Annotated in this window: 20 protein-coding genes; 8 read left to right on the top strand and 12 right to left on the bottom strand. The window is 60.2% G+C overall.

The annotated features are described in order from the left end of the window. Window positions 1-123: 123 nt before the first annotated feature. From LOH54_RS12480 to LOH54_RS12470, 3 genes are read left to right on the top strand one after another with little or no spacing between them, the layout of a single operon-like run. Window positions 124-963 (top strand): mechanosensitive ion channel family protein, encoded by an 840-nt coding sequence (locus LOH54_RS12480; protein ID WP_231019436.1) that lies wholly within the window; start codon window positions 124-126, stop codon window positions 961-963. After that, window positions 960-1,754: a DUF481 domain-containing protein gene (locus LOH54_RS12475; RefSeq protein ID WP_231019435.1), complete on the top strand. Its 795-nt coding sequence runs from the start codon at window positions 960-962 to the stop codon at window positions 1,752-1,754. Before LOH54_RS12480 ends, LOH54_RS12475 begins: the two co-directional genes overlap by 4 nt. A gap of 39 nt (window positions 1,755-1,793) precedes the next feature. Further along, window positions 1,794-2,546, top strand: coding sequence for a DUF481 domain-containing protein (locus LOH54_RS12470; RefSeq protein ID WP_231019433.1), 753 nt, complete (start codon window positions 1,794-1,796; stop codon window positions 2,544-2,546). Here LOH54_RS12470 and LOH54_RS12465 read toward each other — a convergent pair. From LOH54_RS12465 to LOH54_RS12455, 3 genes are all read right to left on the bottom strand, one after another. Further along, window positions 2,543-3,631 (bottom strand): MFS transporter, encoded by a 1,089-nt coding sequence (locus LOH54_RS12465; protein ID WP_231019432.1) that lies wholly within the window; start codon window positions 3,629-3,631, stop codon window positions 2,543-2,545. The genes LOH54_RS12470 and LOH54_RS12465 overlap by 4 nt on opposite strands. After that, window positions 3,632-4,141, bottom strand: a complete 510-nt coding sequence (locus tag LOH54_RS12460) for an RDD family protein (RefSeq protein ID WP_231019431.1) — start codon at window positions 4,139-4,141, stop codon at window positions 3,632-3,634. A gap of 249 nt (window positions 4,142-4,390) precedes the next feature. Next, a complete protein-coding gene (locus LOH54_RS12455; protein WP_231019430.1) occupies window positions 4,391-6,001 on the bottom strand; it encodes a cation:proton antiporter in 1,611 nt (536 codons plus the stop codon). Between the two features lie 104 nt (window positions 6,002-6,105). Here LOH54_RS12455 and pyrG point away from each other — a divergent pair, with 104 nt between their 5' ends. Next, entirely contained in the window at window positions 6,106-7,734 is a 1,629-nt protein-coding gene (pyrG, locus tag LOH54_RS12450; protein ID WP_231019429.1) for a CTP synthase, read from the top strand. Continuing rightward, window positions 7,718-9,316: a single-stranded-DNA-specific exonuclease RecJ gene (recJ, locus tag LOH54_RS12445; protein ID WP_231019428.1), complete on the top strand. Its 1,599-nt coding sequence runs from the start codon at window positions 7,718-7,720 to the stop codon at window positions 9,314-9,316. Before pyrG ends, recJ begins: the two co-directional genes overlap by 17 nt. 84 nt (window positions 9,317-9,400) lie before the next feature. Here recJ and LOH54_RS12440 read toward each other — a convergent pair whose 3' ends face one another. The 9 genes from LOH54_RS12440 to LOH54_RS12400 all read right to left on the bottom strand — a co-directional run bounded on the left by LOH54_RS12440 (window position 9,401) and on the right by LOH54_RS12400 (window position 16,706). Further along, window positions 9,401-10,735, bottom strand: coding sequence for an MFS transporter (locus LOH54_RS12440; RefSeq protein WP_349636717.1), 1,335 nt, complete (start codon window positions 10,733-10,735; stop codon window positions 9,401-9,403). A 94-nt stretch (window positions 10,736-10,829) separates the two neighbouring features. Then, window positions 10,830-12,020 carry a replication-associated recombination protein A gene (locus LOH54_RS12435; protein ID WP_231019427.1) on the bottom strand — a complete coding sequence of 397 codons (1,191 nt, stop codon included), beginning with the start codon at window positions 12,018-12,020 and terminating at the stop codon, window positions 10,830-10,832. A gap of 2 nt (window positions 12,021-12,022) precedes the next feature. Next, entirely contained in the window at window positions 12,023-12,421 is a 399-nt protein-coding gene (locus LOH54_RS12430; RefSeq protein WP_231019426.1) for a secondary thiamine-phosphate synthase enzyme YjbQ, read from the bottom strand. Continuing rightward, window positions 12,418-13,188 carry a pseudouridine synthase gene (locus LOH54_RS12425; RefSeq protein WP_231019425.1) on the bottom strand — a complete coding sequence of 257 codons (771 nt, stop codon included), beginning with the start codon at window positions 13,186-13,188 and terminating at the stop codon, window positions 12,418-12,420. The genes LOH54_RS12430 and LOH54_RS12425 overlap by 4 nt, the downstream gene beginning before the upstream one ends. Then, the gene (locus LOH54_RS12420) at window positions 13,185-14,153 is read right to left on the bottom strand and encodes a KpsF/GutQ family sugar-phosphate isomerase (protein ID WP_231019424.1); all 969 of its coding nucleotides are present in this window, start codon (window positions 14,151-14,153) and stop codon (window positions 13,185-13,187) included. The genes LOH54_RS12425 and LOH54_RS12420 overlap by 4 nt, the downstream gene beginning before the upstream one ends. A 50-nt stretch (window positions 14,154-14,203) precedes the next feature. Continuing rightward, window positions 14,204-14,806: an RdgB/HAM1 family non-canonical purine NTP pyrophosphatase gene (gene rdgB, locus LOH54_RS12415; RefSeq protein ID WP_231019423.1), complete on the bottom strand. Its 603-nt coding sequence runs from the start codon at window positions 14,804-14,806 to the stop codon at window positions 14,204-14,206. A gap of 14 nt (window positions 14,807-14,820) precedes the next feature. Continuing rightward, window positions 14,821-16,035 carry a molybdopterin molybdotransferase MoeA gene (locus LOH54_RS12410; RefSeq protein ID WP_231019422.1) on the bottom strand — a complete coding sequence of 405 codons (1,215 nt, stop codon included), beginning with the start codon at window positions 16,033-16,035 and terminating at the stop codon, window positions 14,821-14,823. Next, window positions 16,032-16,481, bottom strand: coding sequence for a molybdopterin synthase catalytic subunit (locus LOH54_RS12405; protein ID WP_231019420.1), 450 nt, complete (start codon window positions 16,479-16,481; stop codon window positions 16,032-16,034). The genes LOH54_RS12410 and LOH54_RS12405 overlap by 4 nt, the downstream gene beginning before the upstream one ends. A gap of 3 nt (window positions 16,482-16,484) precedes the next feature. After that, window positions 16,485-16,706, bottom strand: coding sequence for a MoaD/ThiS family protein (locus LOH54_RS12400; RefSeq protein ID WP_231019418.1), 222 nt, complete (start codon window positions 16,704-16,706; stop codon window positions 16,485-16,487). A 109-nt stretch (window positions 16,707-16,815) separates the two neighbouring features. Here LOH54_RS12400 and LOH54_RS12395 point away from each other — a divergent pair, with 109 nt between their 5' ends. From LOH54_RS12395 to LOH54_RS12385, 3 genes are read left to right on the top strand one after another with little or no spacing between them, the layout of a single operon-like run. Then, the gene (locus tag LOH54_RS12395; RefSeq protein ID WP_231019417.1) at window positions 16,816-17,469 is read left to right on the top strand and encodes an MqnA/MqnD/SBP family protein; all 654 of its coding nucleotides are present in this window, start codon (window positions 16,816-16,818) and stop codon (window positions 17,467-17,469) included. Between the two features lie 51 nt (window positions 17,470-17,520). Beyond that, window positions 17,521-18,447 carry a cytochrome-c peroxidase gene (locus LOH54_RS12390; protein ID WP_231019416.1) on the top strand — a complete coding sequence of 309 codons (927 nt, stop codon included), beginning with the start codon at window positions 17,521-17,523 and terminating at the stop codon, window positions 18,445-18,447. Then, window positions 18,444-20,558, top strand: coding sequence for an EAL domain-containing protein (locus tag LOH54_RS12385; RefSeq protein WP_231019415.1), 2,115 nt, complete (start codon window positions 18,444-18,446; stop codon window positions 20,556-20,558). Before LOH54_RS12390 ends, LOH54_RS12385 begins: the two co-directional genes overlap by 4 nt.

Below are 20,558 nucleotides of genomic sequence, written 5' to 3'. Positions count from 1 at the left end.
AATAGTGCCGCGATTATACCATTTTTCGCTCTCCGGCCCCTGACGCCATTTATTTAGGCAGCGGTAACCTTTCGCCGTTGTTTACTGTGTTATACTGACGTACACTCTAACCGGGAGGTTCCCATGGAAGCTTATCTGGACCCTGATACGTACGGTCCCTACTTTGATCTGGCCCTTGGCTATGCGTTGCAGTTCCTGGGTGCGCTGCTTGTTTTCCTGATCGGGAAAAGGGTGGCAAAGGCACTGGGCAATGTGACGAATAAGGCGATGTCGAAATACGGCGTCGACGAGACGCTGACGAAGTTTATCTCGAGCAGCGTCTATTTTGTGCTGCTCGTCGTCGTCATCATGGCGGCGCTCGGGCAGCTGGGCATCGAGACAACGTCGTTCATGGCGATCCTCGGCGCCGCCGGTCTTGCCGTCGGCCTGGCGCTTAAAGATACCCTGGCCAATGTCGGTGCCGCCGTCATCATTCTCATCTTCCGCCCCTTTAAGGTCGGTGACTTCGTCGAGGCCGGCGGCGCGACGGGAACGGTGGAGAGCATCAGCCTCTTTACGACGACCATAAGCCCCGTGGACAACCGGACCATCATCGTCCCGAACGCGGCCATTACGGCCGGGAACATCGTCAACTTCTCCAACAAGCCGGTACGCCGGGTCGATCACGTCGTCGGCATCGGCTACGGGGATGACCTCAAAAAAGCCAAGGAGGTGCTGTACGGGGTGATCCGCGATGATCCCCACACCCTTGACGAGCCCGCACCGCTGGTCGCGGTGAGCGAACTGGGCGACAACAGTGTGAACTTTACCGTCCGCGCCTGGGTCAAGTCCGAGGAGTACTGGGATGCCTACTTCGGTATGATCGAGGAGGTGAAGCTCGCGCTGGATGCCAACGGTATCAGCATTCCTTACCCTCAAATGGATGTCCATTTCGATACCCCCAAAGAGGAGCCGAACGTATGAAGCGCTTACTGTTAACGGTTCTGGCCGTTCCGGCCCTGCTGCTTGCCGCCGAGACGGCACCGAAGTCCAACCCCCTTGTTACCCATACGGAGTTGAGCTATGTCCAGACCCAGGGGAATACCGATACGACCGCGTTCTCGCTGGATTTCAACGGGAAAAAGAGCTGGGGGGCACACAGCCTGAAGCTCCACGCGGATGCGCTCTACGGGACGGAGAACAGCCAGGAGAACAAAAACAAGCTCTTCGGCGAGCTCAACTACGACTGGCAGTTCGCCAAACATATCGCGCTGAACTACCTGGCCGGTTACAAGGATGACAAGTTTTCAGGTTTCGCTTACCAGTTTTACACCGGTCCCGGTGCAAAGGTAATTGTCCTCGATACAAAGCCCTACGCTCTGGAGTTTCAGGGGAATGCACTCTACAGCATCGACCAGGGGATGACCAAGTATTACGACGTCAATGGGACGGAAGTCCCTTACCCCTATCCGGACGGCAAAGCCGGTCTGACGAAGGTCGACGGCACCTACAACGACTACTGGGGTTACATGCTCAAAGGGGCGTTCAGCTGGATCATCGTCGAGGGATTCAAGTTTATCGAAGAGGCGAGCTACCGCAGCGATTTCGATAATGATCAGAACTACTTCGTCGTCTCCAAAACGGCACTGGAGAGCAAAATCAACGGCAACTTCTCCATGGGGGTCAGCTACAAGGTCGATTACACAAACCTCCCTCCAGCGGGCAACGAACGCACGGATACGACCTTTATGACTTCATTGATTATCGACTACTAGTCCATTATAATGCCGTCTGATTTTCAGACGGAGTCTTGCGTGGTACGAGCTTTTTTTCTTTTACTTCTTTCGGTACAACTCTTCGCCATTGTCGCGATCAAACCCCGCGAGGTCGGCGAGAAACCAGGCCTTTCCGGGGAGCTTTCCGGTGCGTTTGAGACCAAACGGGGCAATACGGAGAAAGACAACTACTCCGGGAGCCTTCAGCTGCAGTTCGACAGCAACACGACCTACGTGCTCTGGGGGGTGGTGCGCGGCGAATACGGCGAGGCCAGCGGCGTCAAGGATACGGACAACCTCTTCGCCCACCTGCGCTATATCCGCAACATCGCCGGCGCCGATATCGCGGCGGAAGGGTTCGGGCAGATGGAGAAGGATGCGTTCAAGTCTATCGAGGAGCGTGCCCTTGCCGGCGGAGGCGTGCGCTGGAAGGTCCTGAACAAGAAACGCGGCCAGTGGGGCGGGTTGTTTATCGGCCTGGGTGCCTATGCCGAGTATATCGGCTATTCGACCGCGGTCGATCCCCTGGAGCGCAACCTCCGTTTCAACAGCTACCTCGCCTACAGCCTGCCGCTGCCGGACGATGCCCTGTTTGCGGCGGTTGCCTATTACCAGCCCAAGGTCGACGACGCCAACGATTACTACATCGCCACTTCCGCCCGGGTTGAACTGCGGATTTACAAGCAGCTTTATCTCGGCTTCCGGGTCGGGTATAACCACGATGCGAAGCCCGCCGTCGGCGTCAAACAGGATGATTTCTACCAGCGGACCCTGTTTACGTTCAAGTTCTAGCCGCGCCGCAGCGCGAGCAGCGCGAGCGCGGAGGCGATCGCCGCGGTGAGAAAGAGGGATGCTGGGGCGTACTCATAGACATACCCCGACCCCACGGCGCCGATAAATCCCCCCAGTCCGTAGCTGATCCCGAAGAAGAACTGCTGCGCCAGTTTTTTCTGGGTGAAGAGGGTGTAGAGGTAGCTGATCGCCGCGGTGTGAAAGAGGGCGAAACTGATCGCATGCATGCTCTGCGCCGCAAAAAGCAGCGGCAGGTTTTCGGGGAACTGCCAGACGATGAGCCAGCGGATGACGGTGACACCGGCGGCAAACTCCAGCAGGCGATGCAGGTTGCGGCGCAACAGGGGACCCTGGAAGTAGAAGAGGACGATCTCCGCGATCACGCCGAAACTCCAGAGGTAGATGGTCATATCGAGGCTCACGCCGTGGGCGGTCTCGTAGATGGTGAAGAAGTTGTAGAAGGGGCCGAAGCTGATCTGCATCAGCAAGAAGCCCAGCCAGAGGCCGGGGTGGGTCAGCAGGGTAAAAGCACTGTGCTCGGCTGCGGCAGGCACTTCTGTCTGTTTTTTCGCATCATGCCTGGCGATGCTGTAGCCGAACAGGGCCGTCAGCAGCGTCGTGCCCATCAGGAAAAAGAGCGCCGTCTGGGGTGCGTCCAGTACCTTGACCAGCGCCAGGGCCACGAGGATGAAGCCGATCGAACCGTAGAGCCGCACTTTCCCGTACCGCTCCTTGCCGATCAGTTCCAGTACAATCACCTCGATATAGGGGAGGATAAGGCTGAGCCCTATTCCCAGGGTGATGTTGGCGGCCAGCAGCGCCCAGAAGTGGGGCAGGGCCGGGAAAAAAGCGGCGGCCGCGGCGAGCATGAGGAGCAGGGCGGCGTTGAAGACGGTCCGGTCGAGCCGGAGACCGCGCATAAAGGCGAAGGGGACGGCGAAACGCACCAGCGGCGCACTGGCGAAGATAATGCCGATTTCCGAGGGGGCGTACCCGACCATCTCAAGCACTTTGGGCATGAAGATGACGTAGACGCCGATGATGGCGAAGTAGAAAAAGTAAAACGCGGAGACGAGCAGGGTCATTCAGGCACGGATGACGGCGGTACCGCTGAGCAGGTCGTGCAGGGCCCTGCCGTCGCGGCGCAGCAGCCCGGTGAAGAAACCGACCAGGGTGAGAGCAGAGAGAAAGTAGCCGACGAAACGCAGGAACAGGCGGCTCCAGGAGGCCGTCCGGAAGGTTTGTGCGTCAACGACGCGGATCTGCATCATCTTTTTGCCCGGCGTCTGTCCGCTTTTGTGCCAGAAGAGGACGAAGGTGACGGCATAGAGCAGCATCTGCGTGATCGAGGCGTAGGGGTTGGGGGCGTGCTGCTTCGCCTCGGCCGGGTTCATCAATACATCCGTTCCGCCCGCGCTGTTCATCATCTGATCATGTCCGAAGGCGATCATAATGATGAGGGTGATGGGAATGCCGATCATGAAGATATCCGTGATAAAGGCCAGGGCCCGTGACTTGAAGTCGGCATAGGTCACTTTCGGAGCGCTCTCCGGCCGACGTTTCGGTTTGGTGTGTTTAATCTCTCGCCATCGCATGGCGCCATTATAGCGAAAGGGGTGACGGACAAAGACGAAGTAAAAGTATTTGTTATACTTAAACATAACATAAAAGATTTGTATTATAGTTGCATATTTACGGCTAGTTTACCTCTTCTGCCCTATACTTTCACCGTCTCAACGACAACAGTAGCAGTCATTGAGTTTCATTTATACACTCCTTATATACCTATGAAGCGCATCCCGGTTTCCCCCCTCCTTTTACCGGGATGTTTTTAAACCACCCTTTTACATTTCACACTGCATTGCCTGGGAGACCAGGACCTTTGCGACCTCATGTTTGCCATCAACGATATGTCCGACATGCAGCGCTTCAAGCCCTTTTTTCTCTTCGAGCGTCACGATTTTCACGACAAGGTTCGCCTGAGGATTGATGGCGAGCACCGTTTCGCAGATGAGGTTTTTCTTTTCCGGGTTGTCCAGCGTCACGATAACGGCCGAGGCGTTTTCCGTATGCAGGGCTGCCGCGATGGCCGGCTTGGAGAGGTCGCCGAGGTAGATGGCTTCGCCGCAGTCCAGCCCCTCTTTGACATGTTTGAGAGAGTTGTCGATGACGACGTACGCCATCCCCCGTGCTTTGAGCTCGGCCGCGACGAACTTCCCGACGGTACTGTAGCCGCAGACGATAACGTGGTTCCGGTGCTCCGCCACAGGGGAAAGGTTGTCATGAAGCCCTTTTTGCTGAAAGCGCTTGAGCACGAAGGGGTGGATTTTCGGCAGGTAGAAAGGGGTCAGTACGAGGGAGACGACGACCATCATGATCAGGTACTGTTCCAGGGCCGGATCGAGCAGCCCGTCCGAGGCGGCCAGGGCGAAGATGGCGAAGGAGAACTCGCCGAGCTGGGAGAGCGACAGCGCGCTTTTGAGGGCGACGGGCGTCGGGCTGCTCAGGCGGATCAGGGCGAAGATGATCAGGCTTTTGAGGAGCATGACGGCGGCGAGGACACCGAGGATGCTGACGAGGTGCTCGGCGAAGAAAGCGAGGTCTATTTTCATGCCGACGGTGACGAAGAAGACGCCCAGAAGGAGATCTTTGAAGGAGGCAATGTCCGCCTCGACCTTGTGGTGGTACCTGGTTTCGGCAATGATGACCCCGGCGAGGAAAGCGCCCAGCGAGTAGGTAAAGCCCATCGCATCGGCAAGGAGGGAAGCCCCGACGGCGATCACGAGGACCGAGCCGAGGAAGAGCTCCTCGATCCCGCTGTCAGCCGCGAAATGCAGCAGCCATGTCATCATCGGTCTGCCGACGGAAAAGAGGATGACGAGGATCAGCACGGCGCTCTCGGCGGTGTGCAGCAGCGTGCTCTGCCAGTCGCCGCCCTCGCTGGCGAGGAATCCGATGAGCAGCAGGATCGGGATGACGGCGATATCCTGGAAGATCAGGATTCCCATGGCGCGCTGCCCGTAGGGGAGGTGGATCTCCTTGGAGCTTTTGAGATAGCTGAGCACGACGGCGGTGGAGGAGAGCGCGAAGGCGCTGGCGATGATGATGGATGAGGTGAGGCCGATGCCCAACAGCGCATAGGCAAAGCCAAAGACGGTGACTGCCGTGACAAGTACCTGAAGCAGACCGTTGACGAAGACGATCTGTTTCAGGGCCCCCAGCCGGGGCAGGGAAAGCTCCAGGCCGATCGTGAACATCAAGAAGACGATCCCGAACTCCGCGATCTGCTCAAGGGTGTGCGAATCGTTGTAGTGGCGCAGGTCGAAGGCATAGACGATAATCGTGCCGGTCAGAATGTAGCCGATCACCTGGGAGACACCGATCTTCTTGAGCAGAATGTTCACAACAACGGAGATGGCAAGGGCCGTAACGGCGTAGAGCAGGGGCTGGTCCATGTTATGTTTCTTTTTTCCGGTAAGTATAGCAGGAGTATCTCATACAGCGATAAGCCGCCGCCCGTTATAATTGCGAAAAAATATAGCTTCAAACGGGGTCTGCGATGACGAAATATATCTTTGTAACGGGCGGGGTACTGAGTTCCCTTGGGAAAGGGATCACGGCTGCTTCCATCGGGGCGTTGCTGAAGCATTCCGGTAAAAAGGTCGGTATGCTCAAAATCGACCCCTACATCAACGTTGACCCGGGGACGATGAGCCCCCTGGAACACGGGGAAGTCTTCGTCACGAAAGACGGCGCGGAGACCGACCTCGACATCGGGAACTACGAGCGCTTCCTCGATACCTCCTTCCTCAAGAGCAGCAACTTCACGACGGGGCAGGTCTACAGCTCGGTCATCGAGCGCGAACGTGCCGGGGGGTACCTGGGGCAGACGATCCAGGTCATTCCGCACATCGTCGGCGAGATCGTCGACCGGATCAAATCGGCGGGCGAAGGACACGATATTCTCGTCGTCGAGCTCGGCGGGACCGTCGGCGACATCGAGGGACAGCCGTTCATGGAGGCCGTGCGCCAGATGAAGCATGACGAGGAGGTCTCCGGTACCTTCTTCATCCACGTTACCCTGATCCCCTACATCAAAGCCGCCGGCGAGCATAAGAGCAAGCCGACCCAGCACTCGGTCCAGGAGCTGCGCCGTATCGGTATCACCCCGCAGATGATCATCGCCCGCAGCGAACACGCCCTGCCGAAAACTTTCAAGAAAAAGCTCGCCTTCTCCTGTGACGTTCCCCAGGACAGTGTCATCGAGGCACTGGATGCGCCGAGCGTCTACGCGGTGCCCATCAGTTTCATGCATCAGAATATCCTGCCTCCGATCGCCAAGGCGCTGGAGCTGGGCGAGCTGAACCCGGACATGGAGCAGTGGGACGCACTGGTCAAGAAGATCGTCTCCCCGCAGGAGCGCATCAGTATCGGCTTCGTCGGCAAGTACCTGGAGCTCAAAGAGTCGTACAAGTCTCTGATCGAGGCGCTGATCCACTCGGGCGCGCACCTGGATACGAAGGTCGATTTCTGCTGGGTTGACAGCGAGGAGATCGAGGAGCGCGGCGCAGAGACGCTGCTACAGGACTGTGACGCCGTCCTCGTCGCCGGGGGCTTCGGTTCACGCGGGGTGGAAGGCAAGATCCAGGCGATCAACTATGCCCGAACAAACAAAGTGCCCTATCTCGGGATCTGCCTCGGCATGCAGCTGACCCTCGTCGAGTACGCCCGCAACGTATTGGGCTACGAGGACGCGAACTCCATCGAGTTTGACGAGGAGACGGCGCACCCGATGATCTACCTGATCGACAACTTCATCAACCAGAGCGGCGAGACCGAGCTGCGCACCCACAAGTCGCCGATGGGCGGGACGCTGCGCCTGGGCGAATACCCCTGTGACACGAAAGAGGGTTCTTTGCTGCGCAAAGCCTATAACGGCCAAAAGACGATTTTCGAGCGCCACCGCCACCGTTACGAGGCGAACCCGACCTATCGCAAGGAGCTCGAGGATGCCGGTATGATCGTCACCGGCGAATCCAACGGCCTGATCGAAGCCGTCGAGATCCCGGCGCACCCGTGGTTCCTCGGTGTCCAGTTCCACCCGGAATTCACCTCGCGTCTGCAGACGCCGAACCCCTCCATTCTCGCCTTTGTCAAGGCGGCGCTGGCCCATGCCAAAGGCGCCTGACGCTCCGCTGCTGGACAAGCGTGCCCTGGAGGCACTGCTGCGTTCGCGTTTTGCCTCCGGTTTTTCCAAACTCTCCGATATCCCCGACCCCGCCGGTCTGACCGATGCTTCAAAGGCCGCGAAACGGATCGCCGATGCCATCCGCAAAGGCGAACGCGTTGCCCTGGTGGGGGATTACGACGTCGACGGCGTGACCGCCACGGCGATCACGACCCTCTTTTTCCGGCAGATCCCCTATCCGCTCGAGGTGACCATACCCAATCGTTTCACAGACGGCTACGGAGTTTCCGAACGCGTGCTCGAGCGCATTGACGCCGACGTCGTGTTTACCGTCGACAACGGTATCAACGCCTTCGCGGCGGCGGAGGTGTGCAAAGCGCGCGGCATCGATCTGATCATCACCGACCACCATACGCCCTCCGAGAAACTGCCTGACGCCTACGCCGTCGTCGACCCGAAGCGCGCTGACGACCACTACGCTTTCCCGGAGATCTGCGGGGCGCAGGTGGCATGGTTGCTGATGGCGCTGATCAAGAAGGAGCTGGGGCTCTCCATCGATATGGGGCAGTTCCTCGAACTCCTGGCTCTGGCGATCATCGCCGACGTGATGCCGCTTATGGGGATCAACCGTGCGATCGTGCAGGCGGGGCTCGCCCAGATGGAGCGCTCCGGCCGCCCCTTCTCCGTCATCGTCCGCGAAGCATTGGGGAAAACGAAACTGGGGGCCGAGGATATCGGTTTCCAGATCGCGCCGCGCATCAATGCCGCCGGCCGTCTGGAGGATGCTTCTTTGGCCCTGGAGCTGTTGACCGCGCCGGATGAGAAGACGGCCTTCAGGCAGTTTGAACTCCTGACGCAGCTCAACGTCATGCGCAAAGCCATCGAGGCGGAGGCGACGGAGGAGGCCATTGCCCTGGTCCGGCCCGACGACCGGGTCATCGTCGTCGCCCACGAAGGGTGGCACGAGGGGGTCGTGGGGATCGTCGCCGCGCGGCTGGTACAGCGGTTTGAAAGGCCGGCCATCGTGCTCAGTATCGAGGAGGGACGGGCCAAGGGGAGTGCGCGTTCGCTCGGCAACGTCAGCATCTACGACCTGATCGCCTCGCAGGAGGGGCTGCTTGAGAAGTTCGGCGGCCATATGATGGCTGCGGGGCTCTCCCTGCGCGCCGAGGATGTCGACGCCTTTCGCGCCGGGATCAACGCCGAAGCAGCAACGCTCGATCCGGAGGATTTCCTGCCGGTCGAAGAGATCGTCGGGCAGCTCGACACGGGCAGCGTGGATTTCGAACTGTTGGAGATCCTGGAGCGCTACGAGCCCTACGGCGAGGGCAACCCCCGCCCGCGTTTCCTGGCACGGGATGCCGAGGTCGTCGGCATCCGCTACCTCGGCAGCGACGGGGACCACTCCAAGGTCAGCCTGCGGCTCTTCCGGCACGAGCGCGAGACATATGACCTCATGGCCTTCCGGCGAAAGCTGGAGCGGCCCGAGAGCGGCCGTCTCACCTGCAGCTATACCCTGGCCCGAAACGAATGGGGCGGACGGGTCTCCATCCAGATGATGCTTGAACGCCTCTACGGCTAGGCATCAGCCGATTTAGCGGTACTTTTTTCTTACGCGTTTTTTCTGAGGATTTTTGCAGGTGTGCAGTGAGGAGCCCGAGCGGCGTCAGGCCGCTTTGAGCATATGGGTTTTGAGCCCCTCTTCGTTGAGGAGTTCGGCATCGTACTTGATGATAATGAGGCTTTCGGTTTCGTTGACGTAAAAGTCGGAGATCCCCTCCATCCCTTTGAGTGACGGCACTTTGGCTTTGTCATAGGATTCGAAATCGAGGAAGAGTGTCGCGCGCAGCCCCGGGTTGCGCATGCCGAGGATCCAGAGGAACCAGAGCACCGATGCGCTCATGACGAAGATCGCGACCCCCTCTTTGGAGAAGTGCTGGTAGAGGGCCCCGCCCAGCGCCCCGCCGATAAAGATGCCGACGTAGGCAAAGGTATTGGCGACGCCGAGGGCCGCACCCTTCTGATGTACCTTGGCGAATTTGCTGACAAAGCTTTGCAAGAGGGGCTCGAACATGTTGAAGCCGATGAAGAAGAAGACGGCGCCGACGGCGAAGGCCCAGAAGGAGGTTGTGAAGCCCATCAGCGCGAACGCGGCGATGATGAAGCCGATGGAAATGAGGAAGATCTGCTTGCCCTTGGCGTATTTCTCGCCGAAGACGGCCGCCGGCCCCATCGCGAGGATCCCGAAAATAACGGCGGGGAGGTAAACCTTCCAGAACTCCATCGTGCCCATGCCGAACTGCTGTTTCATGATGATCGGAATCAGGAAGAAAGCGATGGCCATCGTCGAGCTGTGGAAGAGGAAGGTGATGTACATGCGTACCAGCTCTTTGTCCTTGAAGACATGCTTGATCTGCGCCTCGTCCTCGCTATAGTGGTGGACGATCTGCGGCGGTTCCGGCACGGCGGTGAAGAGGATGACGAGGGCGGTGATGGAGAGGATCGCGGTCAGCCAGAAGAGCGCGGAGACGGACCAGACCCCGGCGACGAGCGGCCCGATGATCATGGAGGCGGCGAAGCTCATGGCGATGACCATCCCCATCACGGCCATGGCGTGGGCGCGTTCGTCCTCGCGGACCTGGTCGGCGATCATCGCGGTGACGACGGAACCGATGGCGCCGGCACCCTGCAAGAAGCGGCCGAGCAGGAGCCAATAGACGTTCTCCGCCGATGCGGCGATCACGGAACCGGCGGCGAAGATGAGCAGCCCGACAAGGATCGTCTTTTTACGGCCGAACTTGTCGCTCATCGCCCCGAACGGGACCTGTAAAAAAGCCTGGGTCAGGGCGTACCCCCCCAGGGCAACCCCGGCGAGGAAGGGGGTGCCGCCCGGCAGCTCCAGGGCGTATTGCGACAGGACGGAGAGGACAATAAAAAGCCCGAAAAAGCGCAGGCCGATGATCATGCTCAGGGGGAGGGTTTTCTTCATGATGGTTTTCATCAAGCATCCTTGGAAGGAAAAATCCCAACATTATAAGAAGAAATACTTAGGGCGTGTGTTTACTTTAGGTACAACAGGGGGGTTTATTGTTCGTTTAAGCTGGTGCGTCATCCCCGCGGATTTTGCGCAGCCACTCCCCCATTTTCTGCTCATAGCCGATGGGCTTGAAATCGACAAAGTGCAGCGGTTCTGTGAGATACTCCTGCGCGACCCAGCCGCCGTAGTCATGGGGGTACCGGTAGTGTTCGTTGAACTGTTTGATCGTCGGCGGGGGATCAAGCAGGACGCCGTCCCTGATCGCCTGCTGCGCCGTGTTGATCGCATTGTAGGCGCTGTTGGACTTGGGGGAGGCGCAAAGGTAGATGACGGCCTGGGCAAGGATGATCCGCGCTTCGGGGTAGCCAATCTGTTTGACAGAGGTCATCGCGGAGGTGCAGAGCGTCAATGCCTGGGGGTTGGCGTTGCCGACGTCCTCGCTGGCAAGGATGACGAGGCGGCGGGCGATGAACTCGGGCGGTTCGCCCCCCTCGATAAGGCGTGCGAGGTAGTAGACGGCCGCATCGGGGTCGGAACCGCGGATCGACTTGATCAGCGCCGAGGCGAGGTCGTAGTGCTCCGTCGCTTCGGCGCTGCCCCGGCTCTGGGCGGCCGGGCGCAGGCTCTGCAGAAGGTCGCGGTCGACATCGTTGCGGATCGCCAGGGCGAACTCCAGCAGTTTCAGCATCGCCCGGGCATCTCCGCCGCTGGTGCGGATCAGGTAGTCGCGGGCCGCCTCGTCGATCGTACACTCCGACTGTACCACCGCCTTCTCCAGAATCGTTCCCATCGCCGTTTCGTCCACGGGTTTCAGCTCAAACAGCATCGAGCGCGAGCGCATCGCCGCCGTCAGCGAGAAGTAGGGGTTTTCCGTGGACGCACCGATGACTAACACGCTGTTAGTCTCCATAACGGGCAGCAGAACCTCCTGCTGGTTCTTGGCCAGGCGGTGCACCTCGTCGATGAAGAGGAGCGGTCTTGTCAGCGCGTTTTTGTACTGGTCGAAGATCTTGCGCAGCTGCTCGATCTTCAGCGAGGTCGCGTTGAATTCATAAAAGGGGAGGTCCATCACCTTGGCGATGATGCGGGCGATCGAGGTCTTCCCCGTACCGGGGGGGCCGTAAAAGAAGGTGTGGCCCAGCGCGTTTTTTTCGCAGAGGGTCCGCAGCGGCGCGTCGGGGGCGCTCAGGTGCGGCTGTCCCAGCAGGGCGTCGAAGGAGTCGGGGCGGAGCAGCGCGGTGAAGTCCATTCCTAGCCGGCGATGATCTTGATCATGACTTCGCGCGCCTCGCGCGGACCGTCGAATTCGGCGAAGAGCACGCCCTGCCATTCGCCCAGCAGCGGGCGGCCGCCGACGACGGGAATGGTGATGCTGACGCCGGTACGCGCGGACTTGATATGCGCCGCCGCATTGCCGCCGCCGTGGGCGTAGCGGACATTGTCGGGGGCGATCCGCGCGAGCGATCCCAGCAGGTCGCGCTGCAGCCGCGGGTCGACGTTTTCGGAGAGCATCACGCCCGTGGTCGTATGGGGGGTGAAGACGACGCAGATCCCCTCCTTGACCCCCGAAGTGATGACCGCCTCTCTGATCTCGTCGGTGATATCGGTGATCTCCGTTTTGCTTTTGGTCGTGAGTGTCAATGTTTTCACTGTTTCTTCTCCTCTTCTTTGATGAAGTCGCGCAGGCTGGCATACTCGCTGCGCGAAAGAAAGCGTGTTTTCCCCGTTGGCAGGTTGTTGAGCTCGACCCCCCCGTAGGAGAGGCGCTTCAGGTCGGCGACTTCGGCGCCGAAGTGGGCGAAGAAGCGGCGTATCTCGCGGTTTTTCCCCTCCCCGATGGCGATCTTGAGGATGGAGTAGTCGTGGCGGTTCTTCTGCACCTGGAAGGCGTAAAAGGGGGCGAAGGTCATCGCTTCGATGTCACTTTTACCATGGCCCCCTGCCGAGGCGTCCTCGAGGTGCATTCCCTCCCGCATCGCCTCCTCCATTGCTTCGGTCACGGGCCCTTTGATCTTGACCTTGTAGACACGTTCCAGCGCGGAGTGCATCAGCACGGAAGCGACGCGGGGGCTGTCGGTGAGCAGCAGCAGCCCTTCGGTGGCGTAGTCAAGCCGCCCGACGGGAATGAAGTGTTTATAAGGTTTCTCCAGGGTGTCGTAGATGGTACGGCGCCCCTGGGGGTCTTTTTTGGTGACGAGTTCACCGCGGGGCTTGTTGTAGACGATGACGGTCATCTTCTCGACGGTACTGACTTTTTTCCCGCTGATATAGACCTCGTCGTTCTTTTCGTCGACCTGGGTGGCCGGGTTGGTGACGATCTCGCCGTTGATGCGGACATACCCATCCTGGATGGCACGGTCGGCCTCGCGGCGGGAATAGGTGGAGTGGTGGGAGATAAATTTGTTAAGGCGCGTCATGCGATCCCCTTTTCGACGAGGTCGTGCAGGTGAAGCACGCCGTGGATGTGGCCGGCCGCATCGGTGACGATGAGCAGCTGGATCTTCTTCTCTTCCATCAGCACCAGGGCATCGCTGGCGAGCATTTCGCTCTCTCTGACAGTCCGCGGTTCGGGGGTGGCATAGGTTTTTGCCGCCGCATTGATGTCAAAGCCGGGGCGCATCAGGGCGCGGCGGAGGTCCCCGTCGGTCAGCAGACCGCGCAGCGTGCCCTCGCTGCCGGTCAGCAGCACGGCGCCCAGACGCCCCTCGCTCATCGTGACGATGGCCTCTTTGAGCGGGGTGTTCTCGTCGGTGACGGGCAGCTGCTCCTTGCGCATGACGTCCGCGACCTTGACGAAGAGTTTCCGGCCGAGACTGCCGCCGGGGTGGAAGGAGGCGAAATCCTCTTTTTGGAAGTCCCGGGCTTTCATCAGGCAGACGGCCAGGGCGTCGCCGACGGCGAGGGTCAGGGTCGTCGAACTCGTCGGGGCGACGCCGAGGGGGCAGGCTTCGCGTTCGACGCGGATGGGCACGAGCACGTCGCTGTAGCGCCCCAGCGTCGATGCGGCGCTGCGCGTCAGGCCGATGAGCGGAATGTCGAACCGCTTGATGTGCGGCAGGATGGAGCTGAGCTCCTCGCTTTCGCCGCTGTAGCTGATGGCAAGGACGGCATCCTCCTTGCCGATCATCCCCAGGTCGCCGTGCAGGGCTTCGGTGGGGTGGAGGAAGAAGCTCGGGGTTCCCGTCGAGGCCATCGTGGCGGCGATCTTGGCGCCGATCAGGCCCGATTTACCTACCCCCGTCACGATCAGTTTGCCGCGGGTTCCGAGGATAAGGTCGACGGCGAGGTTGATGCTCTCATCAAGGGCTTCCGAGGCCGTTTTCAGGGTGTCGGCCTCGATTGCGAGCACCTCGCGTGCTACGGGAATATAGTTTTGTTTCATAGAGAGATTATAACTGAAATGTCGTTAAGGCTGGGATGTTTAGGCAGGCGCTAGTGGCGCGCCTTGCGGATGGTGGCTAGGACGACCTTGGCGAGGCCGAGTGCCTTGGAGCGGTGGGAGATGCGCTTCTTGATCTCGCCGTCCAGTTCGCCGAGGGTCTGTTCGTAACCCTGGGGGATGAACATCGGGTCGTAGCCGAAGCCGCCGTCGCCGCGGGGGGTGTCGATGACTTTCCCGTGCATCCAGCCGTGGACGGTGTATTCGCCTTCGCGGCAGACGATGCTGATGGCGGCGGTGTAGAAGGCGGGGGACTCGGTGAGGCCTTTGGCCTTGAGGGCCTCGACGAGCTTGTTGAGGTTGTCCTTGTCCGTCGCGCCTTTGCCGGCATAGCGGGCGCTGTAGATGCCCGGGGCGTTGTCCAAGGCTGCGACGCTGATGCCGCTGTCGTCGGAGAGGACGATGGCGTCGGGGTCGTTCAGGGCGTTATAGACGGTGCGCGCCTTGATCAGCGCGTTGGCGGCGAAGGTGTCGCCGTCCTCGACAATCTCGCCGAGGTCGACGAGGTCGCTGAAGGCGACGACCTCGAAGCTGTCGCAGAGCTGGGCGATCTCACGGATCTTCCCCTTGTTGGAGGTGGCAAGTACGAGCTGCATCTTCTCTCCCATCGTTACAACCGGTCGAGCCGGATGACGCGCACGACGGTTCCCGCGTCCAGCGGGCCGTCGCTCTCGTCGGTGATCATCAGGGCGGCGTTGTCCAGCATATTGGTCAGCACCGCGGAGGAGGCGGCCTTTTTCTCTTCGAAATCGACGAGGTAGCGCCCGTCGCTCAGGCGGAGGTTGCAGGTCGTGAATTCGCTTTTGTTTGAGCGCTTGTTGAAAGGCTCGGCCAGGGTCGCCTCGACGACGGCGTGGCCGGGGTCGCGCCCGAGCATCCTGCGGATGAGCGGCAGGGCATAGAGAATGAAGGTGACCGTCGAAGAGTATGCGAAGCCGGGCAGGGCCAGGATAAACTGGTTGCCGCGCTGGGCGACCATGACGTGCTGCCCCGGTTTCATCCGTACCCCTTTGAAGATAACGGTGGCGCCCAGGGCCGGAACGACGTCCTTGACGAAGTCGTAGTCACCGACGCTGACCCCGCCCGTACTGACGACGATGTCGCTGCACGCGAGCGCGTTCTCGAAGGCGGCCGTAATGTTCTGCCGGTCATCCTCGGCGGTACCGAGCTGAACGACTTCCGCGCCGGCGCTCTGGGCGAGGGCGGCGAGGGTATAGTTGTTGGAGCTGCGGATCTGCGAATCGGTGCGTTCGCGTTCGCCCAGGTCGAGGATCTCGCTGCCGGTGGAGAGGACGCCGACGCGGGGGCGGCGGGCGACGGGGATCATGACGCGGTTCAGTCCCGCCATCACCCCGATCTCGGCATAGCCGATGGCCGTGCCGGCGGGGATGAGGATCTCGCCTTCAAAGTAGCTCTCGCCGACGGGACGGACGCTGAACCCTTCGCGCACGGGGGTATCGATACGGATGGCGCCGTTGTCGACCGTGACGTTCTCGATGGGGATGAGGGTGTCGGCACCCTCGGGCATCTTGGCGCCCGTGAAAGTCTTGAGGGCAATGCCGCTGCGGACGGCTTCGCGGCCGTCACTGCCCGCGGGGTTGTCGGTGCGGGAGAGGGCGATCGTCCCTTGACTCTGGTCGGCGGCCACGATGGCATAGCCGTCCATGGAAGCCGTCGGGTGGCGCGGGTAGTCCTCGTCGGCGACGATATGTTCGGCAAGAATGCGCCCGAGCGCGTCGGGCAGGGCGACCTTCTCGACGCGGACGCGGCCGGTGTCGAGGGAGAGCAGGCGGTCGACGGATTCGGTATAGGAGAGGAAACTCATGACTCACCCCCGGCCAGCAGCCCGCTGCCTTTGATCGCCGTGGAGCGGTCGTCGGCGTAGACGCGTTCACCGTTTACGAGGTCATACTTCCAGATGGGGGCGCTGGCTTTGAAATCCTCGACGAACGCCTCGATCATCTCCAGCGCGACGCGGCGTTTCGGGGAGAAGACGGCGGCAATGTAGGAGGATTCGTGCAGGAGAACGTCGCCGCGGCTGTGGGCCATCTTCACGACGGCGCCCCGTTCGGCGGCTTTTTCCTGCCAGGCATCGAACCAGCTGTTGAGAATAGGTTCGTAGATGTCGAAGCTCAGCCCCTCGATGCCGTTCTCGTCGCGAACGGTCCCGACAAAGGGGATGTAGGCGCCGTAGTTGCTCTGCGCCTCCTCTTCGTACCAGCGTGTCAGCAGTGCGGGCACGTCGAGTGCCCCGTCAAAGAGTTCCAGCACGCCTCAGCCTCCGCAGACCGGCGGAAGCAGGGAGACTTTGTCCCCGGATTTCAGTGGCGTCTCGAGGCCGGCAACGAGGGTGTCGTTGACGGCGACGGCGCTGTTCTCCAGCCAGGGGGCGAGTTCGGCGTCCTCGCGCAGGGCCTTGGCGACGTCGGCGAGGGTGGCGGCTTCCATTTCGATGGCCGGTTTGTTGATCGGCCCAAGGAATTCGATACGAACCATAGTGGTAATCCTTATGAAAACAAGTCCGTGATTATAACAAAGCGGAGTTGAGGACGGGTTATTTCAGAGGAGGCGCCGTATAATTGTTAGCTTTATTTCAGGAGGGACTATGCGTTTTGGCCGGATCGAATATCTGAATCTGCTGCCGTTTCACGTCTTTATGAAGCGTTACCTGCGTTCATCGCAGTCGCAGATGATGCTGCGTCACGGGGCGAACGTGCCCTCTGCTATCAACCGTGCCTACCGGGCGCGCAAGATCGATGCCGCGTTCATCTCCAGTATCCGGGCCAAGGGGCAAAAACATCTGAACCTCGGGATCATCGCCGACGGCCCCGTGCAGAGCGTCCTGTTGATCCCCTCCGAAAGCCCCCAGACAGATACGGCCTCGGAGACCTCCAACGCCCTGACCAGGGTACTGGGGCTTGAGGGGAGGGTCATCATCGGCGATCCCGCATTGCGGGCCTACCTGGAGGGGGTCGAGGCGCTGGACCTGGCCGAAGAGTGGCACAAGCGCTACGGTCTCCCTTTTGTTTTCGGACTGTTGTCGTACCAGGCGAACGAAAAACAGATGCGGCGGCTCGCCGATGCATTTGCCCGCCGTCCCCAGAAGATCCCGCAGTACCTGCTCAAACGCGCTGCCGCGCGTACCGGTGTCCGGCCGCAGGATATCCTCGCTTACCTGGAGGGGATCCACTACCGTATGGACCACCGTTCCCTCCGCAGCCTCCGCCTTTTCTGGCGCCTCGCCGAGCAGGCGCGCTGATCGCGCTTTCCGTTTGAAAAAGCGGGGCGCGCTTATGCTATACTCGATCTAATGAAATATTGGCTCGCAGCGATCGTATTATCGGCCTTTTCGTCCCTCGCGATGGGGCAGGAACCCATTAAGCCTCTGCCCAGGAGTGTGGTGTACGATCACGCCAAGGCGGCCCTGGGACGGCAGCTCTTCAGCGATACCCTGCTCTCCAGCGACAAGACGGTGGCCTGCGCCACCTGCCACAGTTTCGATTACGGCGGTGCGGATCCCCGCCCGGTCTCCATCGGGGTCGGGGGGAAAACGGGCAGCGTCCAGTCACCGACCGTGTATAACGCCCGCTACAACTTCAAGCAGTTCTGGAACGGTCGCGCGGCGTCGCTCATGGAGCAGGCCAGTGGCCCGATCCACAACCCCGTCGAGATGGGGATGCAGAGCACCATGATTGCGCAGCGCCTCAATGCGGATCCCGATTATGTCAAAGCCTTTGCCGCCGTTTACGGCGAAGGAGAGATCACCTATGAGCAGGCGATCGAGGCGATCGTGGAGTTTGAAAAGGCGCTGGTGACGCCCGACAGCCCTTTCGACCGCTTTTTGCGGGGGGAAACAACCCTTTCCCCGCTGGAGCTGGAGGGGTACCAGCGGTTCAAGGCTTACGGCTGCATTACCTGCCATAACGGGGTCAACATCGGGGGGAACTCCTTCCAGAAGATGGGCCTTTTTGTCCCCTATGAGCACGACGAAGCGGCACCGGACCTGCATGCCGTGACGAATAAACGCCGCCATATGAATGTCTACAAGGTCCCGACCCTGCGCAACATCGCCCTGACGGCACCCTATTTCCACGACGCTTCCTCCAAGACCCTGACCGACGCAGTCCAGAAGATGAGCTACCATAACCTGGGGGTCGAATTGAGCGACAAGGACGTCCGGGCAATCGTGGCGTTCCTCAAAACGCTGACCGGCGAGCGTCCGGAAGTGCTCCGATGAGCGCACGGCTCCGGCAGATCGGCTGGAAGCCCTTCCTGGCACTGGCGGCCGGGGTGGGGTCGTTTTCGCTCCTGCTCTATTTTTACCTGTCGCAGCGCCATGTCGAGTACAACTTCCGGGAGGTCCGCGGCCATTTCCATACGATCGACCGTAACTACCACCGCCTCAATTACGAGATTCTGCGCAGTTCGCTCTTTGCCTACTCCAACCAGGACGAAATCACGGGCGATCTTAATACGCTGAAGGATGAATACGAGGCGCTGCGGAAGAATGCGTTTCTTGAGCGCAGTGCCTACAGGCGGAGCCACCGCTCCCTGGTGCGCCTCGGCGAAGCGTTGAACCGGTACGAGTCGATGCTCGACGATTTTATGATGCTCAATGCGGGGATCAAGAACTCCTTCGTCTACATCACATCGCTTTCGGCGGACAAGGTGAAGATGTTCGAAAACGATCCCATGACCTATGCCCGGATCCTCTCCGTCATCGCGGAGGTCTCCCAGGCCCGGATCCTTTTTGATGCGACATTCCTGCATGACCTGAACCGGGAGGTGGAACCGCTGGGCGAGCTCTCAGGCATGTCAAAGGCGCAGGCGGCCCTGATCCGAAGTTTCATGCTTCACGTGCATTACATCGCCGCAAACTATCCGGGATTTGTGCAGAACGTGAACCGGATCGAGACCTTCAACCTCGATCAGCGGATCGTGGAGCTGGAGACGAACTTCCTTGACGAGGCGAAACGGGATTACGAGATGCTCGACCGTTTCGTTGTCATTCTGGCAGCGCTCTTCCTGACGGCCCTGGTCCTGGTCATGGGCCTGCTGATCCGCGCCGGGAACGAGAACCGCCGTTTGCGGGAACTCGAGGGGGAGCTGCGCCATGCGATCAGTCATGACCAGCTGACCGAGCTGCTCAGCCGCAGCCGTTTCGAACAGCTCCAGGAGCAGTTCGAAGCGCCTTACCTTCTGCTGCTCAACCTGGACCGCTTCAAGCACGTCAACGATTTTTACGGCAGCGCTGCCGGCAATGCGATTCTCAAGGAGATCGCCCTGCTGATCCGCCAGCCGGTTTTGGAGCCGTTCCACCCCTACTACTTCCGTCTTGGAGGGGATGAATTCGGCGTAGTGCTCCAGGGAATAGATGCCGATCGCGCGCGGCAGATGGGCCGTATGCTGAAAAAAAGCATCGAAGGCTACACCTTTTTCGTGGACGATATCGAGGTCTACCTGACCGTTTCCGTCGCGGTTAACGGCGTAGCGCCGCTGCTGGAGAATGCGGACCTGATCCTCAAGTACGACAAAGCACGCCACAGCGAGGGTGTGCTGTTTTTCTCGGAGGAGCTGCACCTTAAAGAACAGGCAGCCAGGAACATCGCCACGGCCCATGAGCTCAAAAGAGCCCTCGACCGCGATGCCATCGTACCGTGGTTTCAACCCATCGTGCAGCTGCAAAGCGGCGAGGTTGCCAAGTATGAAGCCCTGGTGCGGATGGTGGGGAGCGACGGCAGCGTCAGCGGCCCGGCGGCCTTCTTGGAAACGGCGATGCAGACCCCCTACTACCGCCGGATCACCGAAGTGATGGTCCATAAGGTCTTCGAGGCGATGGAGGGGTACGATACCCGCTTCTCCATCAACCTCGGGATGCGCGACCTGGCTGATGAAAAGATGGTCTCCATGCTGCTCTCATTGCTGGAGACCTATAAAGAGCGCGCCGGCCGCCTGGATATCGAACTGCTGGAGAGCGAAGAGCTTGACGACCTTGAAGCGGTCAAGACGTTCATCAAGCAGGTCAAGGCCTACGGCTGCCGGATCGCCATCGACGATTTTGGCATCGGGTACTCCAACTTTGCCTACCTGATGGAGCTGGATATCGATATCCTGAAGATCGACGGTTCACTGATCACGAAGGTCGTCGACGACGAGATGACCCAGCGTACCGTCAGGACCATCGTCCGTTTCGCTAAGCAGCTCGGATTCGAGATCGTCGCGGAATTCGTCGAGAACGAGGAGACCATCGCCGTGCTGCGCAGGATGGGAGTCGGGTACGGGCAGGGGTACCATTTCGGGCGTCCGGCAGCGGCACCGGAGGAGTCGACATCTATTTCAAGGAGTTAA

It is taken from the genome of Sulfurimonas sp. HSL-3221 (genome assembly GCF_021044585.1).
Lineage (GTDB): Bacteria > Campylobacterota > Campylobacteria > Campylobacterales > Sulfurimonadaceae > Thiomicrolovo > Thiomicrolovo sulfuroxydans.
This window is presented reverse-complemented; position numbering and strand designations above follow the sequence as displayed.